Source organism: Shinella sp. G-2, assembly GCF_050172695.1.
Taxonomy (GTDB): Bacteria; Pseudomonadota; Alphaproteobacteria; order Rhizobiales; family Rhizobiaceae; genus Shinella.
The window spans coordinates 48,684-65,747 of the sequence record NZ_JBBEYH010000023.1 but is presented as its reverse complement, the minus strand read 5'-3'; the positions used below and the strand labels follow the sequence as shown (position 1 = coordinate 65,747).

Below are 17,064 nucleotides of genomic sequence, written 5' to 3'. Positions count from 1 at the left end.
CGACCGCATGATCGACAAGCTGGAATATTTCATCGCCCTTGCCCGCGAGAAGCACTTCGCGCGGGCGGCCGAAGAGCTCGGCATCTCGCAGCCGACGCTTTCGGCGGCGATCCGTCAGCTGGAGGACCAGCTCGGCGTGATGCTCGTCGTGCGCGGCTCCCGCTTTCAGGGTCTGACGCCGGAGGGCCAGCGCGTGCTGGAATGGGCGCGCCGCATTGTCGGCGACACGCGCACCATGCGCGAGGAGATGCGCGCAGCGCGCAGGGGCCTTTCCGGCCATATCCGCCTCGCCGCCATTCCGACGACGCTCGCCATGGTGCCGCGCATCACCGGCCCGTTCCAGGAAAAACACCCCGACGTCACCTTTTCCATCGTCTCGACCACCTCGATCAAGATCCTCGGCCTCCTCGAAAATCTCGAGATCGACGCGGGCCTCACCTATCTGGAGAATGAGCCGCTCGGGCGTGTGACGAGCGTGCCGCTGCTGCATGAGCACTACTGTCTCATCACCGCCAAGGGCGGGCCTTTTTCAGATCGCGAAAGCGTGACCTGGCAGGAGGCCGGCAGTGTTAGGCTTTGCCTATTGACCGCCGATATGCAGAACCGCCGTATCATCAACCGCCACTTCACCGATGCCGGCATCACCATCCAGCCCTCGCTCGAATCCAACTCGATGATCGTGCTGCTTTCCCACGTGCGTACGGGACGCTGGAGCAGCATCATGCCCAGCAATGTCGCCCGATCCTTCGGATTTCATGAGGAATTGAGTATAGTTTCTCTCGTCGAGCCCAATCCGAAACACACGGTCGGCCTCGTCGCCACGCACCGCGAACCATTCACGCCTCTGGTCTCCGCCCTGTTGCATGAAGCCCGCATCCTGGCCGAGCGGGGAATGGATTGATAGAAATTTTCTATTGCCCGACGAGACTGCTTTATTGACCCGTCGTCTCCCACCTGAGAAGCTGCTAGAATAGTCGCGGAGGTCGGAAGGGTTCGGTCTTCGCCGAGGAATTTCAATCGCATCGGCGCGCCGGAACCCTTGATCTCCCTGCGGTTCATTCGCGTCGGTTGGGAGGCCTGACCATGAACGTGCACGTCACCGGCAGCGATGTCGGAGCAAGAACGCTGGCCATCGTCGCCGCGCTGAAGGGGCTCGAAGGGCCGCTTCTTCCCATCCTGCACGAAATCCAGGCCGAATTCGGCTATGTGCCGCAGGAAAGCCTGCCGGTCATCGCGCGCGAACTGAACCTGTCGCGCGCCGAAGTGCACGGTGTCGTTTCCTTCTACCACGACTACCGCGACCACCCCACCGGGCGCCATGTGCTGAAGCTCTGTCGCGCCGAGGCCTGCCAGTCGATGGGCGGGGACGCGGTCGCCGAGCGCATCAAGACATTGCTCGGCATCGATTTCCACCAGACGACGCTGGATGGTGCCGTGACGCTCGAACCCGTCTACTGTCTCGGCCTCTGTTCCTGCGCCCCTGCCGCCATGTTCGACGGCGAGGTGCATGGACGGATCGATGCCGACCTTGCGCAGGAACTCATTGCGGAGGCACGCCGATGACCGCACGCATCTACATTCCCCGCGATGCCGCCGCACTCGCCCTCGGCGCCGATCGCGTCGCCAGGGCACTTGCTGCCGAAGCCGATGCCCGCAAGCTCGATATCACCATCGTGCGCAACGGTTCGCGCGGCATGCACTGGCTGGAACCGCTGGTCGAGGTCGAGACCGCCGACGGCCGCATCGCCTATGGTCCGGTAAAACCGTCCGACATTGCGGGCCTGCTCGATGCCGGCCTTCTGGACGGCAAGAGCCATGCGCTCTGTCTTGGGGCAACGGAAGACATTCCGTTCCTCAAGAACCAGACCCGCCTCACCTTCGCCCGCTGCGGCGTCATCGATCCCGTCTCGCTGGAAGACTACAAGGCCCATGGCGGCCTGAAGGGCCTCGAAACGGCCATCGCCATGGCTCCGGCCGATGTCGTCAAGCAGGTCACCGACAGCGGCCTGCGCGGCCGCGGCGGCGCGGGCTTCCCGACGGGCATCAAGTGGAAGACCGTGCTCGACGCCCCGGGCCCGCAGAAATACATCGTCTGCAATGCCGACGAAGGCGACAGCGGCACCTTCGCCGACCGCATGATCATGGAGGGCGACCCCTTCGTGCTGATCGAAGGCATGGCGATCGCCGGCCTCGCGACGGGCGCCACCAAGGGCTACGTCTACACCCGCTCGGAATATCCGCACGCCATCGCCATCATGACCGAGGCCGTCGAGGTCGCGCGTGCCGCCGGGGTGCTCGGCCCGTCCGTGCTCGGCTCCGGCAAGGCCTTCGACATGGAAATCCGCACCGGCGCGGGCGCCTATGTCTGCGGCGAGGAAACCGCGCTGCTCAACAGCCTCGAAGGCAAGCGCGGCGTCGTGCGCGCCAAGCCGCCGCTGCCGGCCCTGCAAGGCTTCCTCGGCCGCCCGACCGTCGTCAACAACGTCATCTCGCTCGCCTCCGTGCCTGTCGTCATGGACAAGGGCGCGGACTATTACCGCGACTTCGGCATGGGCCGCTCGCGCGGCACGATCCCCATCCAGATCGCCGGCAATGTCAGGCATGGCGGTCTTTACGAGACCGCCTTCGGCCTGACGCTCGGCGAGATCGTCGATGACATCGGCGGCGGCACGGCCTCCGGCCGCCCGGTCCGCGCCGTGCAGGTCGGCGGCCCGCTCGGCGCCTATTTCCCGCGCGCGCTGTTCGACACGCCGTTCGACTACGAGGCCTTCGCCGCCAAAGACGGCCTTATCGGCCATGCCGGCATCACCGTCTTCGACGACACCGTCGACATGCTGAAACAGGCGCGCTTCGCCATGGAGTTCTGCGCCGTCGAAAGCTGCGGCAAGTGCACGCCCTGCCGCATCGGCTCGACGCGTGGCGTCGAGACGGCCGACAAGATCGCCCGGGGCATCGAACCGGAGAAGAACCGCGAATTGCTGACCGACCTCTGCAACACGATGAAGTTCGGCTCGCTCTGCGCTCTCGGCGGTTTCACGCCCTATCCGGTCATGAGCGCCATGACGCATTTCCCGGAAGACTTTTCCCCGGCGCCGATTGCGGAGGCCGCGGAATGAGCGAGACGGAAAAGGTCAAGGGACCGGCATCCTACTTCCCGTCCATCGAGAAGACCTACGGTCAGCCGATAGAGCACTGGAAAGACATCATCCGCACGCAGGATGGCAAGGCGCATATGCAGATCGTCGCGTTCCTCAAGGAAACGCACGGTCTCGGCCATGGCCATGCCAACGCGCTCGTCGCGGCGACGCTCGCCGAGACGAAAGCCTGAGAATTGAACCCAAGTCGCCGCTGTCAGCGGCGCAGAATTGCCTTGGAGGTTCCCATGCCCCTCGTTCCTGAAATCGACTTCGGCACGCCTGCCTCCCGTTCGGAAAAGATGGTGACGCTCACCATAGACGGGAACGAGATCACCGTCCCCGAGGGCACGTCCATCATGCGCGCCTCCATGGAGGCCGGCATCCAGGTGCCGAAGCTCTGCGCCACCGACATGGTCGACGCCTTCGGCTCCTGCCGCCTCTGTCTCGTCGAGATCGAGGGCCGCAACGGTACGCCCGCCTCCTGCACCACGCCGGTCGCGTCCGGCCTCGTCGTGCATACCCAGACCGGCCGCCTGAAGGACATCCGCAAGGGCGTGATGGAGCTCTATATCTCCGACCATCCGCTCGATTGCCTGACCTGCGCGGCGAACGGCGACTGCGAACTGCAGGACATGGCCGGCGCCGTGGGCCTGCGCGATGTGCGCTACGGCTATGAGGGCGACAACCACGTCAAGGCCCGCAACAACGGCGAAACCAATGCCCGCTGGATGCCGAAGGACGAATCGAACCCCTATTTCACCTACGACCCCTCCAAGTGCATCGTCTGCTCGCGCTGCGTGCGCGCCTGCGAAGAGGTGCAGGGCACCTTCGCACTGACCATCGAGGGCCGTGGCTTCGACAGCCGCGTTTCTCCCGGCATGCATGAACATTTCCTCGATTCGGAATGCGTTTCCTGCGGGGCCTGCGTGCAGGCCTGCCCGACGGCGACGCTCACCGAAAAGTCGGTCATCGAGATCGGCCAGCCGGAACACTCCGTCGTCACCACCTGCGCCTATTGCGGCGTCGGCTGCTCCTTCAAGGCGGAAATGCGCGGCGAGGAACTGGTGCGCATGGTGCCGTGGAAGGACGGGCAGGCGAACCGCGGTCACTCCTGCGTCAAGGGCCGCTTCGCCTATGGCTACTCGACCCACCGCGAGCGCATCCTCAATCCGATGATCCGCGAGAAGATATCCGATCCGTGGCGGGAAGTGACCTGGGAAGAGGCCTATGCCCATGTCGCCGCCGAGTTCCGCCGCATCCAGTATCAGTACGGTCGTGATTCCGTCGGCGGCATCACCTCGTCCCGCTGCACGAACGAGGAAACCTATCTCGTCCAGAAGCTCATCCGCGCCGGCTTCGGCAACAACAATGTCGATACCTGCGCCCGCGTCTGCCATTCGCCGACCGGCTACGGCCTCGGCCAGGCCTTCGGCACCTCCGCCGGCACGCAGGATTTCGACAGCGTCGAACATACCGACGTCGTCATCATCATCGGCGCCAACCCCACCGATGCCCATCCCGTCTTCGGCTCGCGCCTCAAGAAGCGCCTGCGCCAGGGCGCAAAGCTCATCGTCATCGATCCGCGCCGCATCGACCTCGTCTCCTCGCCGCACGTCAAGGCGTCCTATCACCTGCCGCTGCGGCCGGGCACGAACGTCGCCGTCGTCACCGCCCTTGCCCATGTCATCGTGACGGAAGGCCTCTTCGACGAAAAGTTCATCCGCGAACGCTGCGACTGGTCGGAATTCGAGGACTGGGCCGGCTTCGTCGCCGAACCGCGCCACAGCCCGGAAGAGACGGAAGCCCTGACCGGCGTGCCGGCAGAAGCGCTGCGCGGCGCGGCCCGCCTCTTCGCCACTGGCGGCAACGGCTCGATCTATTACGGCCTCGGCGTCACCGAGCACAGCCAGGGCTCGACGACCGTCATGGCCATCGCCAACCTCGCCATGGCGACCGGCAATATCGGCCGCGAGGGCGTTGGCGTGAACCCGCTGCGCGGCCAGAACAATGTGCAGGGCTCGTGCGACATGGGCTCCTTCCCGCATGAACTGCCGGGCTACCGCCACATCTCGGATGACGCCACGCGCGAAATTTTCGAGAAGCTCTGGGGCGTGACGCTCAACAACGAGCCGGGCCTGCGCATCAACAACATGCTGGACGCCGCCGTCGAAGGCTCCTTCATGGGTCTCTACATCCAGGGCGAGGACATTCTCCAGTCCGACCCGGATACCAAACACGTTTCCGCCGGCCTTGCCGCCATGGAATGCGTCGTCGTGCAGGACCTGTTCCTCAACGAGACCGCGAACTATGCCCACGTCTTCCTGCCGGGCTCGACCTTCCTCGAGAAGGACGGCACCTTTACGAATGCCGAGCGCCGCATCAACCGCGTACGCCGCGTCATGACCCCGAAGAACGGCTATGGCGATTGGGAAGTCACCCAGAATCTCGCCAAGGCCATGGGCCTCGACTGGAACTACAATCACCCGTCCGAGATCATGGACGAGATCGCAGCGACGACCCCGAGCTTCGCCCTCGTCTCCTACGACTATCTGGACAAGGTCGGCTCGGTGCAGTGGCCCTGCAACGAACAGCATCCGCTCGGCTCGCCAATCATGCACACGGACGGCTTCGTGCGCGGCAAGGGCAAGTTCATCCGAACGGAATATGTCGCGACCGACGAGAAGACCGGGCCGCGCTTCCCGCTGCTGCTCACCACCGGCCGCATTCTCAGCCAGTACAATGTCGGCGCCCAGACCCGCCGCACCGACAATGTCGTCTGGCATGAGGAGGATCGGCTGGAAATCCATCCGCACGATGCGCAGAACCGCGGCATCCGCGACGGCGACTGGGTACGCCTCGGCAGCCGCGCCGGCGAGACGACGCTGCGCGCGCTCATTACCGACCGCGTCGCGCCGGGCGTCGTCTACACGACCTTCCATCACCCGCTGACCCAGGCGAACGTCATCACCACCGACTTCTCCGACTGGGCGACGAACTGCCCGGAATACAAGGTGACGGCAGTGCAGATCTCGCCCTCCAACGGCCCGTCCGACTGGCAGGTCGAATATGACGAGCTGTCGAAGCGGTCGCGCCGCATCGCCGGCAAGCTGGAGGCGGCAGAGTAGGATTTTCGGGTGCCGGATTTCGCGACATCGATCAAGGTCCCTGAGACCGCCCGCCGCAGCGGGCGGCTCGCGGATGGCGAGCGCTTCGTACCCGAGGAAACCCCGGTCGCCTTCTCCTATGCCGGCTCCACCCATGCCGTGATGATGGCGACCCCCGCCGATCTCGAGGATTTCGCCGTCGGCTTCAGCCTGACGGAAGGCATCATCGGCGATCCCGCCGAGATCGAGACCATCGACATTCTGCAGGAAGACAAGGGCATTGACCTGCAAATCCGCCTTGCCGACATGCAGAACGATGCGCTGACCGCCCGTCGCCGCCACATGGCCGGTCCGGTCGGATGCGGTCTCTGCGGCATCGAGTCCATAGAGCAAGCCGTCCGCGTGACGCCATCCGTTCGTTCGTCATCGCTTACATTGAGCGAAGACGAGGTGGTCGAGGCCGTGCGCCTGCTGAACGGGCAGCAGCCCCTTCACATGGCGACGCGCGCCGTGCATGGCGCCGGTTTCTATGTGCCGGGCACGGGCCTCGTCGCCGTGCGCGAGGATGTCGGGCGGCACAATGCGCTGGACAAGCTCGTCGGCGCGGCGCGGCGCGCGGGCCATGCGGGCTGCGCGGGAGCGGTGGTCGTGACGAGCCGCGTTTCCGTCGAGATGGTGCAGAAGACCGCCGTCATCGGCAGTCCTTTCATCATCGCCATTTCAGCGCCGACGGCGCTTGCCATCCGCACCGCGCAGGAGGCCGGCATGACGCTGATCGCGCTGGTGCGCGGCGAGGAATTCGAGATTTTCACCGGTGCGGAACGCATCGTCTCCGGCCCCGAAAGAAGGGCCGGCAACGGTTAGGAGACAGCCATGTCCGAAGGCAACAAGCTCGTCAGAATGGCGAACCAGATCGCCACCTTCTTCCACTCGCAGCCTGCCAATGAAGGCCCCGGCGGCGTGGCGACGCACATCAACAAGTTCTGGGAACCGCGCATGCGCCGGCAGCTTTTCGACATCGTCGACAACCACGACGGCGAGGGGCTGGACGCGCTGGTTCTGGCGGCCGTGCCGCTGATCCACCGCCCGCCGCCGGCGGAAGTGCCCGCTGCGGCGCGCTGATCCCTTGAAATGCCAACGGCCGGCATTGCTGCCGGCCGTTTTCATGCCATGGCGCTGCGCTCAGAACTCTTCCCAGTTCTCTGCTGCCGGCGCTGTGGAGCCGCGCGACGACCGCATGCTGCGGGCCACGGCATGAAGCTGTGCGACATTGGCGGGCGCGGGCGCCCGCTGGGCGGGCTGCGCATTACCGGCGAGCCGGAAGCGGCGGATGAGTGCATGCAGCGCATCGGCCTCGCGCGCCATGGCATGGCTTGCCGCCGTGCTTTCCTCTACCATCGCGGCATTCTGCTGCGTCGCCTGGTCCATCGCGTTGACCGACTGGTTGATCTCGCGAAGGCCGGTCGATTGCTCGCGCGAGGCCTCGACGATGGCCGCGACATTGGTATGCACCTCCTGCACCTGGCCGAGGATTTCCTGAAGGGCCCGCCCCGTCTCGTCGACCAGCGACACGCCGCTCTTCACCTGCTCGCCGGATGTGGTGATGAGCGCCTTGATGTCCTTGGCGGCGCTTGCCGAGCGCTGCGCCAGTTCCCGCACCTCCTGCGCCACGACGGCAAAGCCCTTGCCGGCCTCGCCCGCGCGGGCGGCTTCCACGCCGGCGTTCAGCGCCAGAAGGTTGGTCTGGAAGGCGATGTCGTCGATGACGCCGATGATGTTGGAGATCTCGCGCGAGGACTGCTCGATCTGCCCCATGGCGCCAATGGCCTTCTTGACGACCTCGCCGGATTTCTCCGCTCCCGTGCGGGTCTTGGCGACCAGCGTACCGGCCTCGTCGGCGCGGCGGCTCGAATCGGCGACCGTCGTCGTGATCTCGTCGAGCGCCGCCGCAGTTTCTTCGACGGACGCCGCCTGCTGCTCGGTGCGCTTGGCAAGGTCGTCCGCCGCCGAGCGGATTTGCTGCGCACCCGAGGCAATGGCATTGGCATTGGTCTCGACCGTGCGCATGGCCTCATGCAGGCCGGCAACGGCCTCGTTGAAATCCTTGCGCACCATTTCCATCGACGGAACGAAGGCGGTGCCGAGATTCTGCGTGAGGTCGCCTTCCGCCAGCGCCTTCAGCGCGCCGCCCAGCGCGTTGATCGCCGACATGCGCTCCGTCACGTCGGTCGCGAATTTCACCACCTTGTAGACCCGGCCATTGATATCGCGGATCGGGTTATAGGCCGCCTGGATCCAGATTTCCCTGCCGCCCTTGCCGTAGCGCACGAACTCGTTGGAAATGAAACGGCCCTCTGCGAGGGCCTTCCAGAAATCCGCATAGGCTTGTGTCTGCACATAGGCCTGGTCGCAGAACATGCGGTGGTGTTTGCCGCGAATCTCCGAGAGATCGTAGCCGAGGGCCGCACAGAAATTCTCGTTGGCATGGATGATCTCGCCTGCCGGCGTGAACTCGATCACCGCCTGGGAGCGGGAAATCGCGTCGAGCTTGGCGGCGTCTTCCGTCGCCTGCATCTTGGCCTGGGTGATGTCGGTCGCAAACTTAACGACCTTGTAGGGCTTACCGCCACGAAAGACGGGATTGTACGACGCCTGGATCCAGATCTCGCCGCCGTCCTTGCGCAGGCGCTTGTAGCTGGAGGAATCGTATTCCCCACGCCCGAGTCGCGCCCAGAACTGGCGGTATTCCTCGCTCGCCCCATAGGTGGCGTCGCAGAAGATGCGGTGATGCTTGCCGACGATGTCCTTCAATTCGTAGCCGAGCGCGCGGCAGAAGTTTTCGTTGGCGGTCAGAATATTGCCGGTAAGATCGAACTGGATCACGGCCTGCGAGCGCGACAGCGCATCGATGATATGGCCTGCATCCATGGATTTCGCAAATGAAAGCATGACCTGTCCCTTTGTGCGACGGCCACGCTCTCGGGTGATTGCCGGCGTGGCGGTCGTCGATTGTTGACGCTGACGCACGGTCCGCGCACGGACCATCGTCCAGCCTTTGAATTTCAATCATCGCGTGCTTTAGCGTTTCTTCATCAAAGTCCGCGGATACAATCCAAAATGGCGAGTCAGGCTTAAGAATTGATGAAAATCAAAGGGTGAGATTTTAGATTTCTTATATAACAACAACTTACGGAGTTAAATGCCTTACGTAACGGGAGGTGGCCTTTTGGCAGCACACCCGGGACATCACCCATTGGTTGTAATCAACCGCAGGCAACAAAAAACCGCCGTGCTTTCGCACGGCGGCTCCATGGTTCAGCGGTCGGAAGGAGGCGATCAGGCCGCCATGTCTTCCATGTCGCGCTCTTTGAACATGCGCGAGAGGTTCAGGAAGCAGATCATGCCGTTCTCATGGGCGATGATGCCCTCGGCATAGGCCTTGTCGAAGGAGGTCGTCACTTCCGGCACCGGCTGGATCTGCTCGCTGCGGATGGTGAGGATATCGGACACGCGATCGACGACGAGACCGACGACCATGCTGTGCACTTCGGCGACCACGATGGCGCTGCGCTCGTTGGCTTCCGTGCTCTTCATGCCGAGCTTGTGGGCGAGGTCGATGATCGGGATGACCGTGCCACGCAGGTTCATCACGCCGATGACGTCAGGCGGAGAATGCGGGATCGGCGTGGACGGCGCCCAGCCGCGGATTTCGCGGATCGTGGTCGTCTTCACGCAGAATTCCTGATCGTGCAGGCGAAATGCGATGATTTCGAGCGTATCGCCGGCAAAGCCGGTGGTCTTGATGGAGGTCATCAGGGTCTTCCCAGTTGGTCTGCGTCTCGGGTCGATCCTATGCACGTCCTGGTTAAAATCTTTCAAACGCCGGACCGCTCGGCGGCCGAAAAGCGGAAAAGGCCGGCTCCCCCCTCAATATTCCTTCTCGTAGAAGATACCCCCGCCGGCGCTGCCTCCGCTGCCGGCCTCGCCGCGCAGCTTCAGGCCGCGGCCGACATCGAGGTTGATCACGGCTTTCGCGCCGTTCGTTTCGGGATCCTGCTTCAATTCGATATAGGTCCGCTCGTTCAGGTACTTGCCGGCGGAGACGGCAGCGCGGCCCTCCGCGTCCGTGGTGATGTCGAGATCGTCGACGCCGAGCTTGCTGCGCAGGCTGTCGAGCAGGCCCGTCGAGCTGCCGCCGGCAAGCTGGCTGGCGGCCGAGGCAAGCTGGGCGATCTGCACCGCCGAAAGGTTCGACATCGAGCGGTTGAAGATGAGCTGGGCGAGGATCTCGTCCTGCGGCAACGAGGGCGAGGAGGCAAAGGTGACGGTCGGATTGTTGGCAAGGCCGGCAACCGTCACGGTGATTTCCGTGGTGCCCGCGGTGCTGGCCGCCACGAGATTGACGGTCGGCACGAGGCCGCCGGCAAAGCCGATATGGGCGCTGGTGAAATCGAGGCGCCGGGTCAGGATTTCCATGCGCCCGCGCTCCAGCTCGAAGCCGCCGGACACGATGGGCGATGCGGAGGTTCCGGTGATGGTGAGGTCGCCGCCCATTTCCGCATTGATGCCGCGGCCACGCACGAAGAGCTGGCCGGGCGAGGTGATGGTCAGATCGAGCGCGATACCGCGCCCGCCGCCCCCGCCGCCCTGCTGCCGTTGCACATCGGCCGTCATGCGCTTGACGTCGGCCGGGGCGTTGCGGTGCTTGATGTCGATCTCGGAAAGCGAGGCCGGCAGTTTCTGCGGGAGAGTGATGTTCGCCTTGTTGATATGCACCTTGCCGCCGAGGGAAAGGCCTGCCACAGGCCCCTTCAGCGTCAGGTCGCCCGTCACATTGGCCGTCACCAGCGTGCCGTCGACATAGGTGACGTTGCCGAGCTTGATCGCCACGTCCACAGGGAACCCGCTTGCCGGATCGATGCCGACCGTGCCGCTCGCCGAAAGCTGCCCGCCGCTCGCCAACTTGCCCGAGACGGTCTCGATCACCGCCTGCCGCCCGTCCATGTTGACGCGGATGGTGAGATTCTCCACCGCGAGATTGCGCCGCACGTCGACAAGGCGCGCACCGCCCGCCGTGATGCTGCCGGTGACGGAGGGTGCCCCCGCCGTACCGCCGATGGACAGATCGACATTGGCATTGCCGGTGAGGACGAAGCCCTGCGCGGAAAGCTGGCCCTGCAACAGGCCGAACGGCACCGTGCCGTTGAACTTCAGCCCGAGCGGCGTCGCCCCGCCGATGCCGACCGTGCCACCCCCACGGAAGGAAAGGCCGCCCGCGCCCGAGAGAACCGTATCCAGCCGCACCTGGTTGTTGGCGAATTCGCCCTTGGCATTGATGTCGAGCGCGCCGACGCCCGCGCCCCGCGTCTGGCTGGTCACCGCGCCGCTCCAGTCGAGCGCATAGCCGACGACCGGCGCTGCCGCCTTGCCCTTGACCGTCACCGTCCCGCCGATCGTGCCTTCCGCCCCCAGCGTGGCGGCGAAATTGTTGATCAGCGCCGCCGGCACGGCGTTGAGGCGGAGCGACAGGTCGAGCGCCTCGCCCGCCTTGCCGGAAACCGCCACGGAACCGCGTCCCGCCTGGATGGTCAGGCCATCCAGCGTCGCGATGCCATTGGCGACGCCGATGGTCGTCGGCTTGGCCAGCTTCAGCGCAATGCGCCTCGGCGCCGCCTCCACGGCCTGAAGGGCGATATCGAGACCACCGTCGCGCTGCAGCACCTTGCCCTTCGTCACCAGCGGCGCGCCGTCGAGACGGCCGGTCACGTCAAAGCTCGTCGCCTGTCCCTCACGCGAAAAGTCGAGCCTCAGGGCATCGAGCCGGTTGTCACCCGAGGCGACGCGCTCGGCGCGCACCGTGCCCGTAATCGCCGCCGTCGCGAGATCGGCAATGGCAAGGTCGACGACGGGTTTGACGATGTTCACCGCATCGCGGCGAATGCCGGAGCCGGATGCCTGCACGCTGGCCGACGTCTTGCCGTTGGTCGTTGCAAACTCGATCTGCCCCGAAAGATCGCCGGCCGCCTTCTGGCCCGCCATGGCGGCGAGCAGGCCGAGATCGGGAAAGTCGAAACGGATCGTGCCGTCTGGCATGAAGTTCCGCGCCAGCGCCAGCGACCCCTTCAACGTGTTGGAGCCGATCTCCGCCTCCAGCACCGGCACGGAGATCCGCCCGCCTTCCGACGTGATGCTGGACCGCACGTTGATCGCCTGTCCGTCGAGCGCGCCCGTCGCCGTCAGTTCGCCGGAAGGGCTGTCGGCAACGGCCTTGCCCTTCAGCGTCACGACGAGGTCGCTCAGCGTGCGGCCGGAAAGGGTCGCGCCGCTCGACGTGATCTTGCCCGAGACATCTAACCCCTCGACGGGACCGGTCGCCGAGAGCTCGAACGCGGCTTCGCCCGCCGCATCGGCGAGCAGCTTGCCGAGGTTGAGGACCTTGCCGGTGAGTGCGGCTTCCAGATTGCCCTTGCCGAGCGAGACATCGCCCGCCGCTTCCAGCGTGCCGGACTTCACCTGAAGACCGGAGACCTGAAGCCCGCCGTCGCTTGCCAGTTTAAGGCGCCCTTCCGTGGCGACGGTAGTGTCGAACTTGCCCGCCATTGCAGGCGGCAGGACGGCGGGCAGCGCGAACAGGCGGAAATTGACATCCGCCTCCCGGCTTTCCAGCCCATAGCGGCCCGAAAGCGTACCGCCGATGCTGGCGCTTTCCAGCGTCGCGGGATCGAAGGCGATTTCGCCCGGCGAGACGTTCAGCGTCGCAACGAGCTTCGCCGGTCCCTTCACCGCACGGTCGACATCCGGGTTGGTGAAGGCCGTCAGGCCGGTTTCGAGCGTCGCATCGATCCGGCCGGACCGATCAGCCACGTTGAAGGCATCGCTCGTCGCCGTCAGGCGGATCGCCTCGATACGGCCGGCGGGCAGATCCGCGGCTGCCACCGAGACATGGGCTTCCAGCGCTGCCGCCTTTGCCTGCCCCGTCAACGCGATATCCGCGCCGTCGATGAGCACGCGGGCATCGCCTTCGGCCAGCGGCCAGCGGAAGTCGATCGGACCGTCCTTGCCGGCGAGCTTCACGTCGAGGTCGTTCGTGCCGCTGGCGCTGACGGTGCCGGATGCGGCGAGCGTCATCGCGCCCGTCGCGATCGCGCCCTTTTCGATGCGCAGCATGTCCGTGCCGTCGAAGGCCGCGATCACGTCGATGCCGGTCTCGCCGGCAAAGAGCGGGCGCAGTTGCGGCGGCATCAGCGCATCGAACGTTCCGCCCCCCTTCAGCGTGAGGGTATGCAGGCCGCTCGTCGCGAGGTCGTGACGGCCGTCGACCCGCAGCATTTCGGTGCCGTCGAGCGCGGCGGAAAGACGGCCCTTCCACTGCGAAAGCGGACCGTCGCCGGTCAGGCGGATCGCGACGGCCGGATCGTTCGGCAGCTTGAGCAGCCCGGCCAGCACGCCGCCCTTGGGCTCGGCGACGTCGGCTTCGAGGCGAAGCACGTTCTCGGCGGGATTGAAGACGATATCGGCGGCAACACGCGCATCGGGCCGCGCCTTTTCAGAGGCCGAGAGCTTGACCGCGACGCTTTCGGCCGTCGCATCGCCCCGGCCCGAGACGACGAGGCGCTGGTCACGCCCGGCGACCGCGCCTGATACGAAAAGCTCGGGGATGGCGAGCGAGTTGACATGCACTTCCACCGGCAGGGTGAACGGCTTGTCGGACGCTTCCGCGTCGGGCTTGGATTTCGGCAGGCGCGTCAGCGAGATGGAGGAGGCCGAAACCCGGTCCGCCTCGAAGCTGAAGGCGAGAAGCCGGAGCGGCGACCAGTCGATGGCAAGGTCCCGGATCTCCGCATAGGTGCCTGTTTCGTCGCCGAGCGTGATGGTCTTCGCACGCAGCTTGCCCGTCAGCAGGCCCGATGGTTCGCTGATGGCGATCACCTGCCCGCTCGCCGCCGCGACCTTCTGCGCATAGGAAACCGCCATCCGCGCGCCGGTATCGGTGAAGCCGACGAACCCCAGCATCGCAACCATCAAAACGATCAGGACGGCAAGGCCGTAACCGAGATAGCGGAGCGTGGCGCGGAGAATTCGGGACAGCCTGTTCATGCTTCATCCATTTCGCGTGCGGGAGCGCGGAATCGCTCCTCAACGTCTAGAATCCCAATCGCGCGACGGATCAAGAGCCTAGCTGAAAATTGGGGCGACAGTCAGAAGGACTGGCCGATGCCGGCATAGACCCCGAAGGAGGCGCCACCGGGATATTTGTTCAGCGGCACGGCGACATCGAGCCGGAGCGGACCGAACGGCGTTGCGTAGCGAACGCCGATGCCGGCGCCCGCCCTGATATCCTTGAAGTCGGGCACTTCGTCGGTCGAAACCGTGCCCACGTCGATGAAGGGCACGAGGCCGATCGTCTCGGTGATGCCGATGCGCGCCTCCGCGGAGGCCGCCACATAGGAACGTCCGCCGAGAAGCTGCTGTGCGCCATTGCGCGGCGAGATCTGCTGGTAGCTGTAGCCACGCACCGTGCCGCCGCCGCCGAGGAAGAAGCGGCGCGTCGCCGGAATGTCGGAAAGCTGGTCGCCGCCGATGATCGTGCCCGCGGCCAGCTTGCCGGCCAGCACGAAACGATCCTCCGCCCCGAGCGCCTGGTAACCGGTGATCGCGCCCTCGAAGCTGGAGAAGAAGGTGCCACGATAATTCTCGTAGCTCGGCTTCGCATTGATCATGAAGCGATAGCCTTCGGTCGGGTTGAGCTTGTTGTCGCGGGTATCGCGCACATACTCGATCGGAATGCTGGCCGTCAGATACTTGTTCTTGCCGAAGGCGTCTTCGACATTGCTCCACATCAATTCGGCGCCGCCGCTCACGGTGTCCTGGTCGGAAAGCTCGACGCTGACGCCCGCCGCGCCGGTGATCGTGAAGGCCTTGTAGGCGTCCGGATCGACGATGGACGCCTTCACGCTGGCATTGAAGGTGGTCGCCGGACCAAAGGCGCCGGGCTTGGAAAACAGGATGGCGCTCGAATAGTCGAGTTCGCCGAGATCGTTCGCCTCGCCGATGCGGTTGATCGCGCCTTCGACACGCAGCGATTCTGCCTGGCCGAAGAGGTTGCGGTGACCCCAATAGCCCTGCAGGCCAAGACCGTCCGTGTTGGAAACCTGCGCGCCGACGCCGAAGTAGCGATGTTTGCCCTCGGAAACCTCGATGGTCATCGGCAGCGAACCGTCCGGCGCCAGCTTGCCGGCCTCGCGGATGGTGACGCTGGAGAAGACGCCGAGCGTGCGCAGCCGCTCGGCCGCCTTGTTGAGGGCCTCCGGCGAATAGGGCTGGCCGGCATTGATGCGCGAATAACGCTGCACGAAGACCGGATCGACCGTCTTGGTGCCGGTAACGCCGACCTCGCCGACAGGCGCGACCGGTCCGCCCTCGGCGGCGATCACCACGTCGACGGTCTGCGTCTTGTGGTCGGCGGTGGCGTTGCGGTCCGTCAACCTGGCGAGCGGCCGTCCTTCGGCCTTGAGATCGACGACGACTTTCTCGCCGGCCTTCAGGATGAGGGTGGAATCGGCCCGCGCGCCGGGCACCAGCCCATAGTCCGCCGGGTTGCGCCCCTCGGCGTCGCCGGAGAAGGCGACCTCGCCGAAGGTGAAGACAGGCCCCGGCTGGACGCTGATTGTCACCGGAACCGGGCCGTTCTGGTTGAATTCGGGGTTGGGCGGCAGCGAATCGAGATCCTGTCCGTTGATCGAGACATTCACCACCGCGCCGTAACGGGCGTTCTCGTAGAGCGCGGCAAGGATGCGGTCGCGGTCGTCGCGGGCCTTGATGACGAGGCCGAGATCGCCGGAGACGGGTTTGTCCTCGTCCTGCTTCAGCCGCGCGGTATTTTCGATCGCCTCGACGAGATCGTCGTCATCCGTGCCCGGATCGAGCGTCAGCGTATAGGTGACGGGATCGATGACGGCGGTGGTTTCCTCCTTGTCCTCGAAGAACTTCATGCCGAAGATCTCGAAGGCCGAGGCAGGTTTGGCAGTGAGGGGACCACAGGCCAGCGCAGCGGCGACCGCAAGGGCGGTGCCAGCCTTCAGAAACGCAAAACTCTTTTCCGGCCGGTTCACTTTATCCCGCATCCGCAGCTATCCGTCGCCTTTCTCCTTGAGGTGCGGGGCAAACGGCAGACCGGCAGCTTCCGACACAGACTTCAGGCGCTCCGATCCATCCGGAGCTTTCAGGCAGGAAAAGACCCTAACGCGTTAGGTTTTCCGTAATGTTAACGGCGGTTTTACATGCAGACGCGGCAGATTTGAAGCACCGAAGGGCATTTTATGCCCGGAGCACAAAAGCAAAAGCCCCGGAGACTATCCGGGGCTTCGCATAGGTTGCAGTGCCGGCTATCAGTAACCGGACGGGCAACGGTCGATGTAGCGGCGGCCGTAGCGGTCGCGGTAGTAGCACTGGCCGGGCTGCTCGGCGACGCTGCCGATGACCGCGCCGGAGATGCCACCGATGGCCGCGCCGACAGCCGCGCCACGAACGTTGCCGGTGACCGCGCCACCGATGATCGCGCCGGAGACGGCGCCGATGCCCGCACCCTTTTCCGTCTGCGTGCAGCTGGCGGCTGCAAGGCCGACCAGGACGAGCGCAATGACTTTCTTCATGAAGATGTTCTCCAAAGTTGAGCGGCGGCCGCGTTTGCCGGGTCCGCACTATCCCCTTCTACTCAGGTAACATACCGGGGCCGTCAACGACGGTCAGGTCTGTCCGAGATTGAAAATATCGCCAGCATCAGGGAAGTCCATGGCAATAAACTATTTTTTTGCGGCGCGAAT

General features: G+C 65.0%; 11 protein-coding genes and 1 pseudogene. 7 read left to right on the top strand and 5 right to left on the bottom strand.

Translation table 11 applies throughout. The features are described from left to right. Window positions 1–7: 7 nt before the first annotated feature. The 7 genes from V8U06_RS23750 (at window position 8) to V8U06_RS23720 (ending at window position 7,363) form a co-directional block, all read left to right on the top strand. Entirely contained in the window at window positions 8–901 is an 894-nt protein-coding gene (locus V8U06_RS23750) for a LysR family transcriptional regulator (protein ID WP_226917633.1), read from the top strand. A gap of 182 nt (window positions 902–1,083) precedes the next feature. Continuing rightward, window positions 1,084–1,563 carry a formate dehydrogenase subunit gamma gene (locus tag V8U06_RS23745; protein ID WP_226917632.1) on the top strand — a complete coding sequence of 160 codons (480 nt, stop codon included), beginning with the start codon at window positions 1,084–1,086 and terminating at the stop codon, window positions 1,561–1,563. Beyond that, entirely contained in the window at window positions 1,560–3,116 is a 1,557-nt protein-coding gene (locus tag V8U06_RS23740; protein WP_427142781.1) for a formate dehydrogenase beta subunit, read from the top strand. The genes V8U06_RS23745 and V8U06_RS23740 overlap by 4 nt, the downstream gene beginning before the upstream one ends. Continuing rightward, window positions 3,113–3,328 (top strand): DUF4287 domain-containing protein, encoded by a 216-nt coding sequence (locus V8U06_RS23735; protein ID WP_427142780.1) that lies wholly within the window; start codon window positions 3,113–3,115, stop codon window positions 3,326–3,328. Before V8U06_RS23740 ends, V8U06_RS23735 begins: the two co-directional genes overlap by 4 nt. 54 nt (window positions 3,329–3,382) lie before the next feature. Then, on the top strand, window positions 3,383–6,262 hold the full coding sequence (gene fdhF, locus V8U06_RS23730; protein WP_427142779.1) for a formate dehydrogenase subunit alpha: 2,880 nt from the start codon (window positions 3,383–3,385) through the stop codon (window positions 6,260–6,262). Window positions 6,263–6,271: 9 nt separating this feature from the next. Then, window positions 6,272–7,105, top strand: a complete 834-nt coding sequence (gene fdhD, locus V8U06_RS23725; RefSeq protein WP_427142778.1) for a formate dehydrogenase accessory sulfurtransferase FdhD — start codon at window positions 6,272–6,274, stop codon at window positions 7,103–7,105. A gap of 9 nt (window positions 7,106–7,114) precedes the next feature. After that, window positions 7,115–7,363 carry a formate dehydrogenase subunit delta gene (locus V8U06_RS23720; RefSeq protein ID WP_226917628.1) on the top strand — a complete coding sequence of 83 codons (249 nt, stop codon included), beginning with the start codon at window positions 7,115–7,117 and terminating at the stop codon, window positions 7,361–7,363. Between the two features lie 60 nt (window positions 7,364–7,423). Here V8U06_RS23720 and V8U06_RS23715 read toward each other — a convergent pair whose 3' ends face one another. From V8U06_RS23715 to V8U06_RS23695, 5 genes and pseudogenes are all read right to left on the bottom strand, one after another. Continuing rightward, entirely contained in the window at window positions 7,424–9,190 is a 1,767-nt protein-coding gene (locus V8U06_RS23715; RefSeq protein WP_427142777.1) for a methyl-accepting chemotaxis protein, read from the bottom strand. 387 nt (window positions 9,191–9,577) lie between these two features. Then, window positions 9,578–10,054 (bottom strand): chemotaxis protein CheW, encoded by a 477-nt coding sequence (locus V8U06_RS23710; protein ID WP_226917627.1) that lies wholly within the window; start codon window positions 10,052–10,054, stop codon window positions 9,578–9,580. 114 nt (window positions 10,055–10,168) lie between these two features. After that, window positions 10,169–11,842 (bottom strand): annotated as a pseudogene (locus V8U06_RS23705) (translocation/assembly module TamB domain-containing protein); the annotation flags it as partial. 2,597 nt (window positions 11,843–14,439) lie between these two features. Beyond that, window positions 14,440–16,365 (bottom strand): autotransporter assembly complex protein TamA, encoded by a 1,926-nt coding sequence (locus tag V8U06_RS23700; RefSeq protein ID WP_427142776.1) that lies wholly within the window; start codon window positions 16,363–16,365, stop codon window positions 14,440–14,442. A gap of 264 nt (window positions 16,366–16,629) precedes the next feature. Then, window positions 16,630–16,893: a YMGG-like glycine zipper-containing protein gene (locus V8U06_RS23695; RefSeq protein WP_226917624.1), complete on the bottom strand. Its 264-nt coding sequence runs from the start codon at window positions 16,891–16,893 to the stop codon at window positions 16,630–16,632. Window positions 16,894–17,064: the final 171 nt, after the last annotated feature.

Excerpts from the sequence above, each read along its gene's own strand:
- V8U06_RS23750 (WP_226917633.1), top strand. The coding sequence starts at position 8 with ATGATCGACAAGCTGGAATATTTCATCGCCCTTGCCCGCGAGAAGCAC.
- V8U06_RS23745 (WP_226917632.1), top strand. The coding sequence starts at position 1,084 with ATGAACGTGCACGTCACCGGCAGCGATGTCGGAGCAAGAACGCTGGCC.
- V8U06_RS23740 (WP_427142781.1), top strand. The coding sequence starts at position 1,560 with ATGACCGCACGCATCTACATTCCCCGCGATGCCGCCGCACTCGCCCTC.
- V8U06_RS23735 (WP_427142780.1), top strand. The coding sequence starts at position 3,113 with ATGAGCGAGACGGAAAAGGTCAAGGGACCGGCATCCTACTTCCCGTCC.
- fdhF (WP_427142779.1), top strand. The coding sequence starts at position 3,383 with ATGCCCCTCGTTCCTGAAATCGACTTCGGCACGCCTGCCTCCCGTTCG.
- V8U06_RS23720 (WP_226917628.1), top strand. The coding sequence starts at position 7,115 with ATGTCCGAAGGCAACAAGCTCGTCAGAATGGCGAACCAGATCGCCACC.
- V8U06_RS23715 (WP_427142777.1), bottom strand. The coding sequence starts at position 9,190 with ATGCTTTCATTTGCGAAATCCATGGATGCAGGCCATATCATCGATGCG.
- V8U06_RS23710 (WP_226917627.1), bottom strand. The coding sequence starts at position 10,054 with ATGACCTCCATCAAGACCACCGGCTTTGCCGGCGATACGCTCGAAATC.
- V8U06_RS23700 (WP_427142776.1), bottom strand. The coding sequence starts at position 16,365 with ATGCGGGATAAAGTGAACCGGCCGGAAAAGAGTTTTGCGTTTCTGAAG.
- V8U06_RS23695 (WP_226917624.1), bottom strand. The coding sequence starts at position 16,893 with ATGAAGAAAGTCATTGCGCTCGTCCTGGTCGGCCTTGCAGCCGCCAGC.